Consider the following 19,601-nt stretch of genomic DNA (forward strand, 5'->3'; position numbering starts at 1 on the left):
GAAAATGCAACCCAAAGACGCGATCGAAAAACGCCGTTTAAGTCCCTGATCTCTAATCCAGAAACCCTAATCCAAAAAACCTAACCCAAAAACACAACAGGCAAGGGTTTTTCGCTCCTTGCCTGTCGGGTCTCATCAATCTTACTCGTCTGCTGCGGTGGCGTAAGCGGCTTCGTCTGCGCTTTCTTCCACCTCTTCCGGAGCTGCTTCTGCAACCGGCTCAGCGGCAGCACTAGCACTGCCCCCTTGCTGTTGCAGTTTCATTTGCTCGCGGTACTTCGCTGCCATTTCTTCCGCCTTGTCATAGACCAATTGGCGGTTCTTGAGCATGTCACCGGGTTCCGGCTCAAGCTGTTTGGTCGAAAGCGAGATCCGGCCGCGCTCGGCATCCAAATCGATAATCATCACCTTCACTTCGTCGTTGACGTTGAAGATGCTGTGGGGCGTATCGATGTGCTCGTGCGAAATTTCGGAAATGTGCAGCAGACCGCTCACGCCGCCGATGTCGATGAACGCACCGTAGGGCTTGATGCCACGAACGGTACCGATCACCACTTCGCCCACTTCCAGGCGGTTCATCTTGCGCTCCACCAACGCACGGCGGTGGCTCAAGACCAGGCGGTTGCGATCTTCGTCCACTTCCAAGAACTTGAGGGGCAGCTCTTCGCCCACCAGTTCTTCCTTGGGCTTGCGGGTGCTGATGTGGGAACCGGGAATGAAGCCGCGCAGGCCTTCGATCCGTACCAGCGCACCACCCCGGTTGGTGGCAAACACGGCCGATCGCACGGTGGCATCTTCCGCTTGCAGTTGGCGCACCCGTTCCCAAGCCCGCATGTACTCAATGCGACGGATTGAAAGGGTTAATTGCCCATCCTCATTCTCATCAGCCAAGATGAAGAATTCGCGCGTTTCGTTGGGCTGCAATACCTCATCCGGATTTTCGATCCGGTTGATGGACATCTCCTGGATGGGGATATAAGCAGAGGTCTTGGCACCGATGTCAATCAATGCGCCGCGCGGTTCGATGCTGAACACCGTCCCTGCCACGATGTCACCAGGGCTAAAGTGATAGTCGTACTTATCAAGCAGGGCGGCAAAATCGTCGTGGCCGAAGCCAACGTCAATGCTGTTGATGGCTGAGATTTCTTGGGTGGGCATGCTAACGTGATGGTTTGAGTGCAGTCCGCTCACAGGTTCGCCGGTTACTCGAATGCTAGGCCGTCTACTAGCGAACACGACGATGGGCTATGGCAAGCTGCGAATGCTAGTCACTGGTCTAGATTCGCCTACAGAGACGGCGTGGGGCGAACTCCAGCAACCAGGGTTGACCGACTTAATATACTAGCACGATGGGTTGGTTCCGGTGGCTTGGTTGCACGGATTGGCCGGACAAGCTTCCCCGGCGCTGTTGGTCATGGCCGAAATGCCGCCGAAATGCCGTTGAATGGGGTTCCCAAAAGACGGACTCAGCCCCCATAGAGCATGACCCATAGAGCATTCCCGATCGCCTAGCTAGAATCGGGGGCATCAGGTGGCCCCGTGTGGGCCCAGGAGGGGGGAAATCTTGAGTACGAATCTTCCAAGCAGCAACTATCGGCAAGCGATCGGCAGCGTGACCCAACAGGTACAAACCCTGGAGGCCAAGCTACCCCTGAAGCATCCGGACTGTCGATCGCGCTTTTGGTTACACGATCGCCCAGTTCAGCGCGTCTGTCTGCTATTTCACGGGTTTACTGCTGCGCCCTATCAATTTGTCCCGATCGGGGAAGCGCTCTATCGGGCCGGTTACAACGTTTTGGCTCCCCTGATGCCAGGCCATGGGCAAGCGGGCAAATGGAACAGCCAAACCCCGCCTCCTCTCCCGATCGACCCCAAGGTTTATCAGGACTTTGGGTTGGAGTGGGTAGCCAAAGCACGCACCTTTGGCCAACAGGTGTCGATCGGGGGGCTGTCCGGCGGCGGCACATTGGCTGCTTGGTTAGCGCAAGAACGCCCCCAGGAGATCTACCGCGCCCTTCTGTTTGCGCCCTACCTCAGCAGCAGCAGCAAAGTGGTTGACTTGTTCGTTTCCAAAACCCAAGGCTACTTTTCTTGGGGCAAAGGGGCCGAAAGCAACAGTTTCGATCGCCCCGGCTATCCGGGTTTTGCCGTGCCTGCCCTGGCCACCATGCTGAAAATGGGGCAACAGGTGCTCGATCGGGCCCGTCGTCAGCCCAGCGCCCCCCTATTTGTGATCTCCAGCCAAAGCGACCAAGCCGTCGGCATTTGGGATCACCGTGCCCTTTGGGAAGACACCCGCAAACGCCAACCCATTACCTGGCAACTGGTGTTTAACCGTGTGCTCGATATTCCACACACGATGATGACCCAAGAGGAAGGCAACCGCTACGCCTCCCTGTTGATTACCCTCACCCAGGCCTTCATTGAAAGCAGTCTCACCTGGTCAGATGTGGAGGCGATCGCCCGGCGGATGATGAACAGCGAAACCTTCATGGATGCCGCCACCAAACTGCGACTCACCGATCGCGTTTCCGTGCATATGCCTGCTGCCATGACCTTGTTCGACAAGCGGGCCTTTGCGATGGATGACTTACTCGGAGAAAATCGCGACTGATTTGGGCGTGACTGACTTGGCGTGACTGACTTGGAAAAATCGCGATCGATCCTGAGCACTGCGGATTTTTTGCGGTGAACACTTGGATTAACACCTGAATTGACCCCTGGATTGGCCCTTGGATTCCTGATCCTTGCGGGGCTGGGTTTTGATGCGATCGCATTCAGACTCAGCCGGTTCTTTCGCAACTGATTTTTTCGCAACTGATCCAACAATCCCAAACCTCAGGTATTCTGCAAAAACTAAAAACTCGCTGATGGCAATGCCTAATTTATGACCCCAGCCAGAACCATTTGCCTGGGCTTTTTAATGGTGATTACGGTAGGCGCAATTCTCCTCATGCTGCCTATTTCTCTGACTAATCATCAGTGGAGCGATCCGATTACCGCGCTTTTTATCTCCACTTCGGCTGTTTGTGTGACCGGACTTTCAGTGGTTGATGTGGGGAAATATTACTCATTCTTTGGTGAGTTTGTAGTTGCTCTCCTAGCCCAAATTGGTGGATTGGGCTATATGACCGCCACGACTTTCCTGTTGCTGATTTTGGGTCGTCGTTTTGGCTTAAAGGATAAACTCGCCCTGCAACAATCGCTAGATATGCCCGGCATTTCAGGCGTTTTGCAACTGGTGAAATCCATTATTGGCGCAACCCTCCTGTTTGAGCTAACCGGTGCATTTTTATTGCTGGGGGCTTTTGTTCCTCAATTAGGTTGGAATTTGCAGGCAATTTGGTTCTCGGTATTCCATAGCGTCAGCGCCTTTAATAATGCTGGCTTTGGGTTATATACCGATAACTTCATGCAGTTTGTGGAATCGCCTGTGCTGAATTTCACCATCACAGGTTTGATCATCTTTGGAGGAATTGGCTACCAAGCGATTATGGAGGTGTTTTTTTGGGGGCGATCGCGCTTAGGTCGTAATCACGCCGCTAGCCTGCGTCCCGATCGCTTCATGTTTTCGCTTAACTTCAAAATTGTCACCACCACAACCCTGGCCCTCCTGCTAATTGGAACGGTTGCCATTTTGGTGACTGAATTTAACAACCCAGCCACACTCGGCAACCTCAGTTGGAATGGCAAACTCTTAGCCGCTTGGTTCCAATCGGTAACCACCCGCACGGCTGGTTTCAACACAATTGATAATGGAAAATTGGGATCGGCTGCGCTGTTTGTGACCATCGCCCTGATGTTTGTGGGGGCTAGCCCTGGCAGTACCGGCGGCGGCATCAAAACCACCACCATTCGAATTTTAACCGGTGTGACCCGAGCGGTTTTGCAAGGTCAAAGCTCCGTCATTTTGTTTAATCGCCAAATTCCCATGGCGTTAATTATGAAGGCGATCGCGGTTTTCTTGGGTTCCCTCAGTGTGGTTGTGGTGTCCACCATTCTGTTAACGCTATTTGACCCGGCGATTCCGTTTGTTCAGTTGTTTTTTGAAGTGGTTTCTGCCTTTGCAACCGTTGGTCTATCCACAGGAATTACAGCGCAGCTCTCCGTTGGCGGCAAATTAGTTCTCATTGGCACAATGTACATTGGCCGGGTGGGCATTCTGTTGCTCATGAGCACTTTAATTAGTGAAAATGCTCGCAGTGTGATTCGCTATCCCGAAGAGGAATTGCTGGTGGGATAATTTGGCTCTGGTGCAATTCTTTTTCTCGATTAGCCCATTTTTTCGATCAACTGGCTTGACGTGATCGCTCTGACTAACTCACCGAATGGATGAAATTGATCGGTCAGCTCGATCGACTGGATCAAATCAGTTTGCTTAATTCGCCTCATAGGTTTGCTTTAAATCATCTTGACCCTGTGATTGATGGAGATTTCAAATGCAGTTTGGTTCCCTTAGTTTTTGGCGCAATTTTCGCAGCACGAACAAACAATATGTGGTGCTGGGCTTGGGTCGTTTTGGGCGTGCTGTTTGCTCCACGCTGCACCAAATGGGCTATGAGGTGATGGGAATTGACTCGGGTGAAAAGCAGGTCACCCAAGCCCTGAACGATAATATTGTGTCCCATGCATTGCAATTAGATACGACCGATCGCCAGGCCCTGGCAGAAGCTGGAGTCTTTGAATTTGAAACAGCCATTGTGGCGATCGGGAATTACATTGAAGCCAGCACCATCACCACTCTGAACCTCAAAGATGGCGGCGTGAATTACGTGGTTGCTAAGGCATCCACCGAAATTCATGGGCAATTGCTGGATAAGGTGGGAGCAAATTTGGTCATTTTTCCCGAGCGCGAGATGGGCTGCCAAGTGGCACGAATGCTCACTCGGCCCAACGTGCTGGAACGGCTAGATTTGGATGCCAACAATAGCGTGGTTGAGCTGGTGATTCCTGAGGAATTTGAAGGAAAAACGCTGCAAGAACTGCAACTGCGATCGCGCTATGGCGTGAATGTTTTGGCTGTGGCTCAACAATGCACAAAGGGCGGCGTGGAGAATATCCAAGTTAACCCCAATCCCTACGATCGACTGCATAAGGGAATGGTGCTCATTGTGATTGGTTCCAATGAAGGAATCGAGCGGTTGCCAATGTAGATGATCTAGGCCAATTGCTGATTCAACTTGGCAATTCAATTTGGCAATTCAACTTGATGACCTAGATCAGCGATTGAGATGGGTGATCTAAACTGCTAAGGCAATTGCCCCTGAATCTTGTGCCCGCCTAAATAGCTTCTTGCCAGGGAAAACCACTACCGTTGCCATCACCCAAAGGCAACGTCATGAAGGGAATGCCATTGGCAAAAACTGAAAGATGGCGGGCCACATTCAAAGCTGTGATTGGCTCCACCAAAGCCCCATAAAGACCCAACAATTTTTCAGCAACCGATCGATTGGGACAGTGAATTTCCAAGGTGCGCCACCGCCGCCGAATTCGACATTGGCGCAAAATTTGTAAGCGGCGGTTCAGGTCAGGATCTTCGCGGTAAAAATCCAAAATGACGCGCCCAAAGTCGAGGTTGAAATTCATAGTCTATCCTCCCGCGATCGAAACGGGCGATCGCCCTCATCACACTAATGATGGTCGGTGGCGATTCCCATGGGCATCACCTTTGGTGGCTGGGGATTAGGAGCCAATAACCGTATTTCGATTGAAACGCGCTTTCGGAAAGGCGGCCAGGAACTGACAAAAGAGTTCACGACCGGTTGCACCTCGTTACGAAAATCGTTAAAGTCCGCAATTTTCCGTTTCAATTGACATGGATGAACCCAAATTGACGGGATCCACTGATCAGCGGCCGATTCAAAGCTGATCAGATTCTAATCAAAGTGATCAAAAGGTGATCAAAAGGTGATCAAGCTGATCAATTTGCTTAATCTGATCAAAACTTGAGCGATTGGTGGTCAAATGCCGGTCGATCGCTGGTTAAAATTTGGGCCGCTGGCGGTCTAAAGGGTGGCCGGTTCAAAGGCACACAAAATTGCATCAAATCGCACAAATTGACGAAAAATTACAGTAAATTACAGTCGATCGGGGTGAATCGAGACGGATGCTGCCATCGGAGCTATTAATTCATCGACGACGCGGCGAACAAATTATCCCGAAGCGCTTGCCTTTGGGCCCAGAGCACCTCAGCCAAGCCCAGGCCACAATCGCCCAATTTCAAGCGGCCGTGGGTCAGCCTAAATTGCAACTCGATCGCACCTTGGCTGAACTAGAAGGCACTAGCCCAGATTTCAAAGTGCAGCGAGGATTTGCGCATTTGTTGGAATCGGGATTTTCGACCTTTGAAGTGGTCAGCCCGATCGAGCCGTTGGCCCTCCGTCAGCGGGTCTTTGCCTTGGCCAATGCTCAGCCTCCCAGCCGCGATCGCGCTGGGGCCGTTTGGGAACAGTTGGCCCGGGAGTTGTCTATGGAGGGCGATCGGGAAGTTTTGCCCTCGGAATTGCAGCAATCTTTATATGCTGATTTGCCCCAAAACCGAATTTTGACGCAGTTTGATCCTCCCACCCCCGAAGCCCTGATTCATCGCTACAATCTGTCCCAAGTTCAGGGAATTTTCTATCGCGCAAGTCACCTAAAAATTGATGCCTATCGCAATGATCCCGGTGAGTATAAATTGCTCTTTCGCTATTTAAAACTCTTTCAATTAATGACCTATATTGAAGGTGATGAAGACACAGGATTTACGATTAGTGTGGATGGGCCCGCTAGTTTGTTCAAAGCCAGCACGCGCTATGGTTTATCGCTGGCAAAGGCGATCCCAGCCCTGTTGCATGTGACGAAATGGCGGGCAACGGCCACCTTGCAGGATCCCGATCCCCTCACCCGATCGCCCCAAGAACGGTTCTATGAACTGACGGCAGATTGCGGCTTAGTCAGTCACTATCCAGCCGGTAAACCCTTTGACAGCTTAATTGAAGAATCTTTTGCCAAGCGCTGGGAAAGCACCAAAACCGATTGGAAGCTGGAACGCGAAGTGAACCTGATTCCCATTCCTGGCAGCGTGGCCATTCCGGATTTTCGGTTGGTGCATCCCGATGGGCGATCGTGGATCTTAGAAATTGTGGGCTATTGGCGACCGGACTATCTGCGCAAAAAGTTCGCCCAGGTGATCAAGGCCGATCGCCCCGATTGGGTTTTGGCCATTTCCGAGCGCTTAAACCTAGAAAAGGCGGGCCTCGATGCACGCCAACTACCCGCCAAGGTGATTTGGTTCAAGGATCGGTTGGCTCCCAAGGCGGTTTTGGAGGCGATCGGGGAAACCGATCCCTAGGGGAAAAACGCCGATCGCCTAGGGGCTGTTGAGGAAAATGCCCAGCGCACCATGCACTCGGGCCGCGCTGCGGGACGGGCGATCGACAATCCGCCCACCCACAACCAACGTGGTGGAACTGCCGCCATCGAGGTTCACCCCGTTCACAATCCCCATTTGCCGCATTAATTGCGCCATTTCCGAGAGCGACGGGCCGCGACCGCCCACGCGATTTTGCACAGCCACCACCAACAACCGACCATCGGCCATTTGTCCAAAGCCACTGCGTGCCGCCAACTCCACAATGAAGGCATCGCTGAAGCCTTCGCGTTTGGCATCCAAGACAATTTGCCCGTTTTGCAGCATCAGCGGGCCAGCGGCAACAATCTGGGGTAAGCCGTCAAAGCCGCTAGGGTTGCTGCTGCTTTGCAACCGCACAGTGGTTCCCACAGGCAAGGCCGCCGCCACGCTGGAGAGCGATCGCGCCACGAGCAGATAGCCATTGGCCGGAATCGGAAAATTGCTGCTGCCGGCTGTGCCCCCCGTGAGCTGTTGCGCCACCCGATCGCCCTGCACCAAAATGCCTAATTCCCCATCGCTGAGGGTTTTGTAGCTGCTGCCCCAATCGCTGGTGTAGCGAGCGATGCCCCCTTGGATGTAGCCACTATTGAGGGTGGTGAGTGTCCAATTTTGGCTGCCAGCGCTGATTTGCTCCCGCAGTTGCAGGCGATCGAACAAAAATTGCCCCGCATCATTCCAACCCACGGCCCCACGACCCAGGATCGGCCCCGACAGCCACCGGCCATCGCGCCGCAGGGCCCCCAAGGGCAGTTGGGTGTTGCGGTTGAAGTAACCGCCATTGATACCAGCGGGCGCTTCCCACTGGCGGATGGTTTGCACAAGGGGGGCAATGCCCGTTTGGCCGGCCGCATTGGGCGGCAGGGGCCGCAGCCGCAGACCCGGTTGGCGCGGGTTCAGCTCCAGCCATTGCACCGGAAACCGGGCAGACCCAAGGCTGAGGTATTGTTGCCGCCAGGTGAGACCGTTGGCCCAGGCGATCGAGCGGCTGGGAAGCCAATCGGGCCGCAGATCAATCACCAGTCGATCGGGCTGCACCAGGGTGAACGCCCTGGGCCGCGATCCGCTGGGAATGGGAATCCGGATGATGGTGCGGTTTCCGGCGGCGGTGATGTCGAGGGTGCTGCTGTTGGGTGGCAGGGCCGATCGGGCATCGAGGGCCACGATCAGGGTGCTGCCGTCTTCTTCCAGTTGCACTGCCGTGGGCCGATCGAAGTCCAGCACATAGCGCGGGCCCCAAGCCTGATTGCCTTGGCGCAAGGCCCTGAGGGTGGAAACGGCGGCGGTGATGTCCAGGGTGCTGCCGTTGGGCCGCAACTGCCACCCCCGATCGCGGGCCCAATCGGTAATGTCCAAATAGCGAAAAGCACCAATTTGCCGAGCTGCCAAGGTCACGGGCATGGGCGAAAACCACTGAATTGGCTGGCGATCAGGCGCATTGGTATCCAGCAAATCAGCCCCCACCAACTGGGCGATCGCCCCGTCGGATAGGCCAATGCGGGTTTGGCCGTTCTCGCTCCAGCGGGCCCAACTGGCCCAACTGTTGGGAATCGATCGGCCATTTACCGTGATTTGGGTGCTGGTTTCCGCCCCGGCCGCCACTTGGGCAATCACCGACAGCGGCAACAGGGAATCGGCTTCGCTCAAGGACTCGGAACCGGTGAATTCAGAACCGTTTGACACAGAACCGTTTGACACAGAACCCATCGATCCAAAATTTGCGGGTTTTTCAGATGCTTTTGCTAATTCAGCGGCTAATTCAGAATTGTCAGAATTGGCGGACTCAGAACCCATGGGCCCGGATGCTGCACTGGGTAACGCGATCGGTGCAACGGACTTCAGGCTAGCGGCTTGCATTCGGGGTTGGGGAGCCGTTTGGGCCAGGCCAGGCATTGCCCCCCACCCCAGGACGATCGCCCCACCCACGCCCAGCCACCAGCGGCCCGAGCCTGTTGAGTCGAATTGCTGACCCGATCGCCCATAGCCACGTCGGCTCGATCGACTGTGTGCTTGCTTGCTCTGCACCGTTGTCACCCCAATTCTTGCCATGACTGCAAATTACCGATCGCCAGTCCACTGATTGCCAATGATTGCTAATCGATCGATCCCGATCGCCTGATCGCCCCGCACTGATCGCCGCATCCGTCAGCAATAAGCCATTGATTAGCCCACTGGAAAGCCCGCCGCCTCGATCGCCTCGCGGATCGTGCCTTCCGCCGACTGGGTTTCCACAATCACCTGCTTGGTGGCCGGATCGCCCTGCACCGTCGCTTGGGGATCCACTTCTTGCACCGCGCGGGTAATGGCCGCCGCACAGGAAGCACAGGCCATGCTAGGAACCGTAAATTGCAGTGTCATAGACTCTTGAAAATCTTGAAAATGACGTTGAAATGGCCTTGAAACCACATTGAATAATCACGCTCCAAGAGCGCGGCCGGGGCGCAAGCTAATTTCCAGACGCTTGGCCAAGCGGTACACTGGCAACCGTCGCCCAGCCTAGCATTATCGCCCTCGATCGCTCATGGATCTGCAACTGGTTCAGTTTCTAATTAACGGGGTCGCCGTCGGCTGCATCATTGCCCTTGCCTCCGTGGGTTTAACCCTCACCTACGGCATTTTGCGCTTGTCAAACTTCGCCCATGGGGACTTGATGACCCTCGGAGCCTATCTGGCTTGGGTCGCCAACAGCGCGGGGGTAAATATTTGGCTGGCGATCGCCCTCGGAGCCGTGGGAACCATTGGCGTGTCCCTGCTGAGCGAAGTGGCAATTTGGCAACCCATGCGCCAACGCCGGGCCAACTCCACCACCTTGATCATCATCTCGATCGGGGTGGCCTTGTTCCTTCGCAACGCGATCGTCCTGATTTGGGGCGGCAACAACCAAAACTATGACCTGCCCGTGGTTGCTGCCTTTGACCTGTGGGGGCTGAAGGTCAAGTTTTACAACATTGTGGTGGTAGGTTTGGCGGCCCTGGCGATCGCCGGTTTGCATTACCTCCTGCAAAACACCAAGGTCGGCAAAGCCATGCGGGCTGTGGCCGATGACGTGGACTTGGCACGGGTGACCGGCATCAACGTGGATTGGGTGGTGCTGTGGACTTGGATCATTGCCGCTGGTCTGACGGCTTTGGGCGGCGGCATGTATGGACTGCTAACGGCCGTGCGCCCCAACATGGGCTGGTTTTTGATTGTGCCGATGTTTGCCTCGGTAATTTTGGGCGGCATTGGCAATCCCTACGGGGCGATCGTGGGCGGCCTGGCGATCGGGATTGCCCAGGAAGTCAGCACCTATTGGCTGCCCACGGAATACAAGATGGCTGTGGCCTTGGTGATGATGGTTTTGGTGCTGCTGGTGCGGCCGCAAGGTCTGTTTCGGGGCACAACTTAAAAGTGGCAGCCTGAGAAATCAACAAACTCGAAACAACAAACTTGAAACACAAGATCCACGGGCCACTATTGCGAATTGATCGGCCAGCTTGCGATATATCGGCAACCGTTGAATAACCCCGATCCGGTTGATCAACCCCCCACCCGCTGACGGCCGTTTCGGCGGTTTGAAGCATCACAGCGGCGCAGGGATGCGGAAAAACAGTAGCGGTTGCTACATCAACCTTGACGAATTCCGTTCGCAATTGCCGTTATTTAACCTGCTCACCTGGAAATTCTCCTGAAACTGGCCCCACTGACTGGAAGCAGTAGATCAGCCAGCCAGGAGGGGATTTCATGCTTGCTCAAGCCACACCGCCAGGGTTACCAGATACCCAACCAACGGATGTTTTGTTGGGGCAAATTGAAGCGGAACTAACGCGCAGTTTGGTTTATCAGCAGGCGATCGCCTCCTTGCAGGATTTGTTGGGTGAATCGGCGGAGGCGGCGCGGCGAGCGTTGGTGACGGTGGGTCGAGAGGCGGCGCGGCTTGCATTGCGCCGTGGCCAGTCGATGGCTGTGCCGATCGCCCTGCAAGAACCAATGGCCCCGGCCGCCGGTTTAGCGATCGCCCGCCAACAGGCCGGGGCGATTGGTCTTTGGCCGGATCCCGCTATGGTTCCGGCTCCCACTGACAACCCTTTTGATTTGCCTGAGTTGTTGATGAACGTGTTTGAAGGAACTTGGGCCACGCCGGATTACCAGAACACCGCTACCCAGCAGCCGATCATTGATGCCACACCCCAGGGCAAAGCGCCCCGGAAGGCAGGGTTAAACGGGTCAAGGCTAAATGATGCAGATTTGAGCGATTCAGGGCCGAATCATTCAGGGCCGAATCATTCGGGGCTGAATCATTCACCGCTCAACGATGCAGCGCCCAAACCCTTGAGCAGTCCCCTGAGCAATCCCCGATCGGTTGTCGCCATTACCCTACCGGAGATGGATCCAATGGATTGGGATGAGAGTTTGCGGGCCATGGGTCGCACCTTGGCCGAGGTTCGGCAACAGTTGGGCTTCAACTTGGAACAAATCCATGTGCGCACCCACATTCCTTTGCGCCATTTACAGGCGATCGAGTCCGGCGACCTGAGCCGCTTACCGGAGCAGATTTATGTGCGTGGTTTTGTGCAGCGGATGGCGGAAGCGTTGGGCCTGGATGGCAAGGCATTGGCGGCCGCGTTGCCCCGCACAGAGTCAGTGGCGGTGGTTCCCGATTGGTCGCAGCGCGATCGCAGCACCAACCCTGCTTTGGAACTGAAGCCTTGGCATCTCTACGCGGGCTATGGGGTGATGGTGGCTAGTGGGTTGGCTTGGGTTTCCCATGCGGCTCCTGGTGCCAGCTCGCAACCGCTCAAGCCGGTGATTCTCGATCGTGAAGCGGTGGTGTCTCCGCCCACCAAGGCCGACCAGCCCCAATCGGCTCCCGCCACCGAGGCCGAAACCCTGGATTCTTTCATTGCTCCGCCGGAAGCTACGCGCTAGGGCCTGTCGTCATTTCCTCGGATCAGGCGGAAACGATTGATTTTCCATGTCCCAATTGTTGTAACAAGGGGCTTAAGCCCCTTGTCCCCCACGATCAGCTAACGGCGGAATCAAGGTTTCGGGCGATTTGACAACACGCGCTAGGTTCAAGGCTGCTTGATGGGGCGAAATTTTGGGTGCAATCTTGGGCGAGTTCGACATGGTGGAGCGGTTGCGCTGCTCTGGCCCTGGGCGATCGCCTTGAAATTAGCCATCTTTAGCCATCCGTTGATTAGCCCTTAGCCATCCGTTGATTAGCCCTTAAACTGGCGATCATTGCGTTTGGCTTCCCCTATGATGGCTTCGATCGCCCCATCCCCCGCCCAGTTGGCAGCATTTGACCAGGCCTTGGAACGGGCTTTGTCCGGTGCGTTGCTGTCGCCCTCTGAAGGGTTGGTGTTGCTGGAAACGGCCTATCAATCCAAGGATTCGGCCCCGCGCGATCGACTGCGATCGGTGGCGGATCAGCTTCGGCAACGGCAAGCGGGCGAAACGGTCACCTACGTGATTAACCGAAATATTAATTTCACCAATATCTGCGAGCAGCATTGCAATTTCTGTGCGTTTCGGCGGGATGCGGATCAGGCGGGGGCCTATTGGCTCGATCGGGCGCAAATTTTGGAAAAAGCCGCCGACGCAGTGGCCCGGGGAGCCACAGAAATTTGTATGCAAGGGGGACTGAACCCCGAGGCGAAATATCAGGGGCGATCGCTGGATTACTACTTGCAACTGGTGCGATCGATTAAAGACACCTTTCCCCAACTGCATCTGCACGCCTTTTCGCCCCAAGAAGTACAGTTCATTGCCCGAGAAGATGGCCTGACCTTTGCGGCTGTGATTGGGGCCCTGCGCGATGCGGGAGTGGGGTCAATGCCCGGCACGGCGGCGGAGGTGTTGGTGGATTCGGTGCGGCGGATTTTGTGCCCAGAAAAAATCAACAGTGCCACTTGGTTGGAGATTGTGGAAACGGCCCATCGCCTGGGATTGCCCACCACCAGCACCCTGCTCTCGGGTCACATTGAAACCCCCGCTGAACAAATCGCCCATTTGGAACACCTGCGATTGCTCCAGCAACGATCGCGTGATCGGGGCGATCGGGGCATCACGGAGTTTATTCTGCTGCCCTTTGTGGGCCAGGATGCGCCACCGACCTTGCGGCGACGGGTGGGCCGCGATCAGCCAATTCTGATTGATGCGCTAATTTTGATGGCCGTTGCCCGGTTGTACCTCGGCCCGGTGATTGCCAACCACCAGCCCAGTTGGGTGAAGTTGGGGCTGGCGGGGGCCACCGAAGCCTTGCGTTGGGGTTGCAATGATTTGGGCGGAACCCTGATGGAAGAGCACATCACCACCATGGCCGGAGCCACGGGCGGGACTTGCCAAAGCCCGGAGGATTTGCGTGGGGCGATCGCTGCCTTGGGCCGACCGGCTCGCCAACGGGACACCCTTTATGAGGCGATCGACGGCCCAATCAATGGGGTAACTGATCCAGCCATCGACAGGGTGATCGATCCTTCCCGATCGGCCGCATAATGATCCGGCTGTTGCGATCGCCCGCACCCCCATGGACTATCCCGATGCAATGCCCGCCGACTTGGCCCCCGACGCGATCGAGCCGGTGGCCCGCCCGCCCCTAACCACCGAGGATTTGGAGCCACCCACGGATCTGAGTTTGCAGTTGCCAGATCCGGAAGACGACAAAATCAGCTTCAGTGATTTCCAAATCCAAATTGACAATGCCTGGCGCGTTTGCGATCGCTTCGACCTGCAAACGGATATTTGGCGGGGACGGATTTTGCGGATTGTGCGCGATCGGGAAAAACGCAGCGGTGATGGCCGGGGCACGGGCTTCCTGAACTGGCTGAAGGATCGTGAAATCAGCAAAAGTCAAGCCTATAGCCTGATTGAGCTGGCCGACAGCGCCGATCGACTGATGGATCAAGACGCGCTGGAACCGGAAACCCTTCGCCACTTCAGCAAGCGTGCCTTTGTGGCCACGGCCAAAGCCCCCGCCGAAGTGCAACACATGGTGGTGGCCGCAGCTCATCAGGGCGATCGAATCGCCACCAACACCGTTCGTCGCCTCACCGATGAGTGGCAGGCCGCCACCTCCGAGCTGCTGCCCGAAAACATTCGCATCAAAGCCGCCGAGCATTCCCTGCCGGCCCGCTACCTTGCGCCCCTGGTGCGGGAAATGGAAAAGCTACCCGAGGTGCATCAGGTGGCCCTGCGCGAGGAAATTGAAGACCAACCGGATAAGGAAACGGTGAAACAGGCCACGGCCCAAGCGAAATTTTTGGCGCGATATTTGGATGCGGCCACGCGAGTTGCGGCACTCGATCGCCCGGAACTGGATCTAGAACAGGCTCTGGAAGAAGCCCTGCGGCTCGGCAGCTTGAATTTGGCGGCGGACTTGGTGAACCAAGCGGCCCAACTGGAACAGGCGATCGCCAAAACCTACAGCAGTTGGAAACGGGTGCGCGACCTGGCCGATCGGCTCTGGGTGGATAGCGGAGCCAGCACCCCCCACCTCCGCAACCTGATTAGTTGTCTGGGAACTCTTTCCAGCGAGCAAGTCAGTGTTCCCTTGGCCGGTGGGGGCGATCGGGTCGTGCGCTTGCAAGTGCTGGAAGAAGCCGAAGTTGGAGCCGAAGTCGAACCATTCCCAGCGCCATAAACCAGTCCCCAAGGAATATCAAAAGCCAGGGCAAGATGATTGGGTTTTTGAATTAAATTCGCCAATTTGATGGATCAGGTGAATTTTTAGAGCCGATCCAGAAATTTGGAGAAAATCACCCCTCCTATTGTCGAAAAACGCCCAAAAATCGACAAAAATGCCCATCACCGTCAATCGTTAGAATCACGCAGGATCCGTGAGGATCCATCGCTAGGCAATTACTAAGCCGCATGTCAAAATCGCGATGATGGTTGACGGCGGCACAGTACTTAGCGCAGACGGTGACACGGGCTATGGCAACAAAACGGACGAACGTGAAGACGGCGTTAGGGCGAATTGCGATCGCCCAGGGACTGGGATCTCTGCTCTGGTCGGGGGGGCTGTGGGGGCCGATCTCGTCGGGTTGGGCGATCGAGCCGGAAGCCGCCCAAACGCCCCAACGGCTGGCCCAACTCCCCCCCGACACCCGCCCGGTTCCCGACCTCAACCGCGATCGGTTTCCCCAAACGGGCCCAGACCCGCTGCAACCCCTGCCAGGCGATCGCCCCGCGATCGACTCGCCCAACCCGATTACGCCACCCCAGCCCTTGGATCCCAATGCGCCCCGCTTTTTGGTGAAGCAAATTGTGGTGGAAGGCAGCACCTGGCTCTCGGCCGCCGAACTGGCCGCCCTGACCCAACCCAGCGAGGGCCGCGAACTCACCCTCAGTGAACTGCAATCCCTGGCCGACCGCATCACCCAGCGCTATTTGGATGCAGGCTATCTCACCTCCCGTGCCTACGTGCCCGAACAGACGATCGGCCCCGATGGGATTGCCAAAATCGCCGTCATTGAGGGCTACCTCTCGGATATTCGGATCGAAGGAACCCAGCGCCTGAGCCAAAACTACCTGCGATCGCGCATTCAACTGGGAGCCGGCCGCCCCCTCAACGCCGCCCACCTGGAAGACCAACTGCGGCTGCTGAAAGCGAATCCACTGCTAGAGACGATCGAGGCCAGCTTGCGAGCCGGCAACGATCCTGGCGAAAGCGTCCTCACCGTCCGAGTCACCGAAGCCAAAGCCTTGCGCGGCAGCATCAGCACCGACAACTACTCACCCCCCAGCATTGGCTCCGAACGCGGCATCCTTGCCCTGCAATATCGCAACTTGACGGGCATTGGCGATGAAGCCAGCTTCAGCTACAGCCACACCTGGCAAGACGGAGCCGATGTGTTGGATTTTGGCTATCGTCTGCCCGTGAACCCCATGGAAGGCACGATCCAGTTTCGGTTCTCGCCCAACTGGAACGAAATTGTGCAGCCCCAGTTTGCGGAATTGGGAATTCGCGGCAAATCCCAGCTTTATGAAGTGACTTACCGCCAGCCCCTCATGCGATCGCCCCGCGAAGAATTTGCCCTTTCCCTAGGATTCAGTCACCAGCGCGGTCAAACCTTCCTGTTTGATGACGTGGGCTTTCCCTTTGGCATTGGCCCCGACGAAGACGGCCGCAGCATCACCAGCGTGTTGCGGTTTGGGCAAGATTACCTGCGCCGCGACCCCAATGGGGCCTGGTTGTTGCGATCGCAGTTCAACCTAGGAACCGGCCTGTTTGATGCCACCACCAACGACGGCGACGACCCCGACGGGCAGTTTTTTAGCTGGAATGGCACGGTTCAGCGAATTCAGCGTCTGAATCCCACCCATCTCTTGATTCTGCAAGCGGATGTGCAATTGGCCTTTGATGAACTATTAGCCTCGCAGCAGTTTGTGATCGGTGGGGGGCAGTCCGTGCGCGGGTTCCGCCAAAACGTGCGATCGGGCGATAGCGGCTTTCGACTGTCCGTGGAAGATCGCATTACCCTGCTGCGCGACTCCTCTGGCGCACCCACCCTCACCCTGGCTCCCTTCATTGATGCGGGATATGTTTGGAACCATGACAACAACCCCAACTCCATCCCAGATCAGCGGTTTCTGATCGGTGCGGGAGCGGGACTGTTGTGGGAACCCTTCACGGATTTTCTGGTGCGTTTAGATTACGGTCTGCCGTTGGTGGATTTGGACGATCGCGGCTCCAATGCTCAAGATTCCGGAGTCTATTTCAGCGTCACCTACCGGTTCTAAATCGTGTTTGTGCCATTTTTCCTGTGAGTTTGATGGGGTTTGCTGCTGAAAACAATTCCCCGCCCGATCGACCGATCGGGCGGGGAAGCAATAGGCTGGAAACTTGAAAAAAAGGGACAGGCAAAACCAACGACCAGCACCCTGCAAAAGGGTTGCGCAATATTACAGGTCGATCGGGATTACAGGTCGATCGGGGCCACCACTTCCACTAACTCCGCTTCTAACCGCAGGGATCCCGAGGGCATCTCTTCCACCTCAGCCCGCTGCTGGCGAGCGCTCCAGGCAATCAACCCCGGCAAAACCAAGCACAGCGCGCCGCTACCAATGCCGCACAGCGTAGCAATCGTCACTCCGCTATCCATAGCAACCCCTCCTGGCTTTGTATTGAGATTTGTATTGAAAACGAATTGGCTATGTTCGGTTCTGTTGTCAGGGAACCGATGCCCAAAAGTCGGGTCAAGCGGGGTCAAGTTGAGCGCTTCAACCCGCATTTCATTGTCGCTAAATTTCTGATCAAAACAGAAGGCTTTGGCGATTCAAAAAAGCTGTTTTGTGTATAAATTCCGCTAATGCTTGATGCCGATTGACTCCAATTGTTAATTAATAAATTCATAATTCTTTAAGATTTGAGACCCATTTCGGAGCCAAAATTCTCAGCTCTTTTTAAGACATTCCAAAAGAAAGAAACTTATGCCATCAGTCTTTGGGGGGATTGCTGGGCGGAGGGCGATCGACTCTGCCGAAGGGGCAAGGGGGCGATCGATCCGGGCGATCGGCAAAAAATTCCCGTTCATCACCTCAAAAATCGTCACAACACTTATTCCTAGACGCAGGAGCACCCCAAACAAGAGGCTGCCCCCCCTTGCCCGCAAGATTTTGCAACGGTAAAACCAGAGTTTGGAGGATCCGAGAACAGGTTCTCCGCCCCAGACCGCAGGCTCAAAAGCAGCCCCAGATCGACGACTGAAACAAACCCTAGGACAGTTGCGTCATTGGCTTCAGCAGTTACCGAGCAAAACCGCTCAAAAAGCCGGTTTTTGCCCGCTAAACGTTGGGTCAGGCTGTGGCGTTCATGGAAGCGGCTAATTGTCCGCATCATGCCCAACTCAACTCGCGACAATCATCATTAGCTTTCATCACTCGCTCATCACTTGCTTTGATGCCTTGCTTCCGCGCTTCCGCAGGCTGTCCTGGGGTCGCTTGGCCCTTGGACGACAGCCAGCGGGTGACGATCTTTGGGTGACGATCTGTAGATGTCAGGTGCGATCAGTCCTCGATCGAATTCCCGATCGGGTGTTTGCCCCCGCCTGTTGCCGTCCTTCGTTTAGTTTTCCCTATCACCAGGAGTTGAATCATGCCTACCGTCACTGTTGCCGGGACGATCAATGCCGTTGATGCCAATAACAGCGGTCTCTATCCGTTACGCACTGTGCCCTTTGGGGAATACACGATCACGGGATTGACGGCAGGCAGCACCCAAATTGTCGCCTCAGCCAATGCCAGCACCCTCGATCCCTACCTGCAAGTTTTTAAGAAGAGCGGCACAACCTTGACCCTGGTGGCCGATAACTACGACTCTTCGCCCACCAACAAAAATTCCTTGGTGCAATTTGCCGCCGAAGCGGGAACTCAGTACGTGGTGCGCATTGCCCGCAGCAGCGCCGATGCTGGAGGGTTCAACCTACAAGTGACCAATGATGCCAGTGCCGTGATTGCGGGGCCCACGGCCGCCGGGACGGCCGATCTGTCGGTGGGTGACATCACGAGTCAATCCTTAACGTTCCCCACCTTCCCTACAACGGCGGAACTGGCCTCGCCCAATGGCGTTCCTAGCGGCCCTTCCACAGGACGCGATGACCTGTCGGGGTTGCCCCTGTTTTACCTGTCTGACGATGCGGACAACACCAACTTGGGTGTGCGGGTCGAAACTAAGGGCTTTTTCGTGGTGGGTCTGAATGGCAACGACACCATCACTGGCTCCTCGGAGAATGATTTCTTCAACGGCAACCGGGGTAATGATGTGTTGCTGGGTGGGGATGGCATTGATCAAATTCGGGGCGGCAAAGACTCCGACAGCATTGATGGCGGAATCGGCAACGAAATTATTCTCAATGGCAACGATGGCAACGATTTGGTGCGGGGCGGCGAAGGCAATGACACGGTGAATGGTGGCCGCAACTCCGATTTGCTGTTTGGGGACAATGGGGACGATCAACTGTCGGGCGATTTTGGCCAGGATATTTTGACCGGGGGCGCGGGGGCTGATTCCTTTGTGCTGCGGGCCGATCGCGACACCACGGCGGGCTTGTCCAACACGGCGACCAGTGCCAACAGCGCCGATATTGTGGCGGATTTTGTGCTGGGAACAGACAAGATTCGGCTGAACACGAGCGATAGCCTGACGCTGGAGAAGCTGAGTTTTGAGTTTGTGGCGATTAATGTGTCCACGGAGATCACCGGGGCTCTCACAACGGGGGTGAAAACG

Annotated in this window: 17 protein-coding genes; 11 read left to right on the top strand and 6 right to left on the bottom strand. The window is 55.8% G+C overall.

The genetic code is table 11. The annotated features are described in order from the left end of the window. Positions 1–141 precede the first annotated feature (141 nt). The gene (locus AMR42_RS02220) at positions 142–1,158 is read right to left on the bottom strand and encodes a 30S ribosomal protein S1 (RefSeq protein ID WP_099531823.1); all 1,017 of its coding nucleotides are present in this window, start codon (positions 1,156–1,158) and stop codon (positions 142–144) included. A 183-nt stretch (positions 1,159–1,341) separates the two neighbouring features. Then, on the bottom strand, positions 1,342–1,491 hold the full coding sequence (locus tag AMR42_RS20135; RefSeq protein WP_158234323.1) for a hypothetical protein: 150 nt from the start codon (positions 1,489–1,491) through the stop codon (positions 1,342–1,344). A gap of 73 nt (positions 1,492–1,564) precedes the next feature. Here AMR42_RS20135 and AMR42_RS02225 point away from each other — a divergent pair, with 73 nt between their 5' ends. From AMR42_RS02225 to AMR42_RS02235, 3 genes are all read left to right on the top strand, one after another. Beyond that, positions 1,565–2,614, top strand: a complete 1,050-nt coding sequence (locus tag AMR42_RS02225; protein ID WP_099531824.1) for a carboxylesterase — start codon at positions 1,565–1,567, stop codon at positions 2,612–2,614. A gap of 273 nt (positions 2,615–2,887) precedes the next feature. Further along, on the top strand, positions 2,888–4,243 hold the full coding sequence (locus tag AMR42_RS02230) for a TrkH family potassium uptake protein (protein ID WP_099531825.1): 1,356 nt from the start codon (positions 2,888–2,890) through the stop codon (positions 4,241–4,243). Positions 4,244–4,439: 196 nt separating this feature from the next. Further along, a complete protein-coding gene (locus tag AMR42_RS02235) occupies positions 4,440–5,153 on the top strand; it encodes a TrkA family potassium uptake protein (RefSeq protein ID WP_099531826.1) in 714 nt (237 codons plus the stop codon). A gap of 127 nt (positions 5,154–5,280) precedes the next feature. On the opposite strand, the gene AMR42_RS02240 is transcribed toward AMR42_RS02235, so the two are convergent. Then, positions 5,281–5,586: a hypothetical protein gene (locus AMR42_RS02240; RefSeq protein ID WP_099531827.1), complete on the bottom strand. Its 306-nt coding sequence runs from the start codon at positions 5,584–5,586 to the stop codon at positions 5,281–5,283. Between the two features lie 520 nt (positions 5,587–6,106). On the opposite strand from AMR42_RS02240, the gene AMR42_RS02245 reads away from it, so the two are divergent. Further along, positions 6,107–7,333, top strand: coding sequence for a DUF790 family protein (locus AMR42_RS02245; RefSeq protein ID WP_099531828.1), 1,227 nt, complete (start codon positions 6,107–6,109; stop codon positions 7,331–7,333). A gap of 18 nt (positions 7,334–7,351) precedes the next feature. On the opposite strand, the gene AMR42_RS02250 is transcribed toward AMR42_RS02245, so the two are convergent. Further along, positions 7,352–9,439 carry a phosphodiester glycosidase family protein gene (locus tag AMR42_RS02250; protein WP_099531829.1) on the bottom strand — a complete coding sequence of 696 codons (2,088 nt, stop codon included), beginning with the start codon at positions 9,437–9,439 and terminating at the stop codon, positions 7,352–7,354. 114 nt (positions 9,440–9,553) lie between these two features. Continuing rightward, a complete protein-coding gene (locus AMR42_RS02255) occupies positions 9,554–9,748 on the bottom strand; it encodes a heavy-metal-associated domain-containing protein (protein ID WP_099531830.1) in 195 nt (64 codons plus the stop codon). Between the two features lie 163 nt (positions 9,749–9,911). On the opposite strand from AMR42_RS02255, the gene AMR42_RS02260 reads away from it, so the two are divergent. The 5 genes from AMR42_RS02260 (at position 9,912) to AMR42_RS02280 (ending at position 17,116) form a co-directional block, all read left to right on the top strand. Beyond that, entirely contained in the window at positions 9,912–10,778 is an 867-nt protein-coding gene (locus tag AMR42_RS02260; protein WP_099531831.1) for a branched-chain amino acid ABC transporter permease, read from the top strand. Between the two features lie 335 nt (positions 10,779–11,113). Beyond that, positions 11,114–12,298 carry a helix-turn-helix transcriptional regulator gene (locus AMR42_RS02265; protein WP_099531832.1) on the top strand — a complete coding sequence of 395 codons (1,185 nt, stop codon included), beginning with the start codon at positions 11,114–11,116 and terminating at the stop codon, positions 12,296–12,298. 336 nt (positions 12,299–12,634) lie between these two features. Then, positions 12,635–13,870, top strand: coding sequence for a 7,8-didemethyl-8-hydroxy-5-deazariboflavin synthase subunit CofH (gene cofH, locus AMR42_RS02270; protein WP_099531859.1), 1,236 nt, complete (start codon positions 12,635–12,637; stop codon positions 13,868–13,870). Between the two features lie 31 nt (positions 13,871–13,901). After that, positions 13,902–15,014: a hypothetical protein gene (locus tag AMR42_RS02275; RefSeq protein ID WP_234406505.1), complete on the top strand. Its 1,113-nt coding sequence runs from the start codon at positions 13,902–13,904 to the stop codon at positions 15,012–15,014. Positions 15,015–15,307: 293 nt separating this feature from the next. Next, positions 15,308–17,116 (top strand): ShlB/FhaC/HecB family hemolysin secretion/activation protein, encoded by a 1,809-nt coding sequence (locus AMR42_RS02280; protein ID WP_099531861.1) that lies wholly within the window; start codon positions 15,308–15,310, stop codon positions 17,114–17,116. Between the two features lie 179 nt (positions 17,117–17,295). Here the strand turns inward: AMR42_RS02280 and AMR42_RS02285 are convergent, their stop codons facing one another. Continuing rightward, positions 17,296–17,478 (bottom strand): hypothetical protein, encoded by a 183-nt coding sequence (locus AMR42_RS02285; RefSeq protein WP_099531833.1) that lies wholly within the window; start codon positions 17,476–17,478, stop codon positions 17,296–17,298. A gap of 877 nt (positions 17,479–18,355) precedes the next feature. Between AMR42_RS02285 and AMR42_RS20140 the strand changes: the two genes are divergently transcribed. Then, on the top strand, positions 18,356–18,511 hold the full coding sequence (locus AMR42_RS20140) for a hypothetical protein (RefSeq protein ID WP_158234324.1): 156 nt from the start codon (positions 18,356–18,358) through the stop codon (positions 18,509–18,511). After that, positions 18,471–19,601 (top strand): calcium-binding protein (locus AMR42_RS19715; protein ID WP_143472898.1); only part of this gene is annotated, 1,131 nt, incomplete at its 3' end. The genes AMR42_RS20140 and AMR42_RS19715, both read left to right, overlap by 41 nt.

It is taken from the genome of Limnothrix sp. PR1529 (genome assembly GCF_002742025.1).
Classification (GTDB): Bacteria; Cyanobacteriota; Cyanobacteriia; order CACIAM-69d; family CACIAM-69d; genus CACIAM-69d.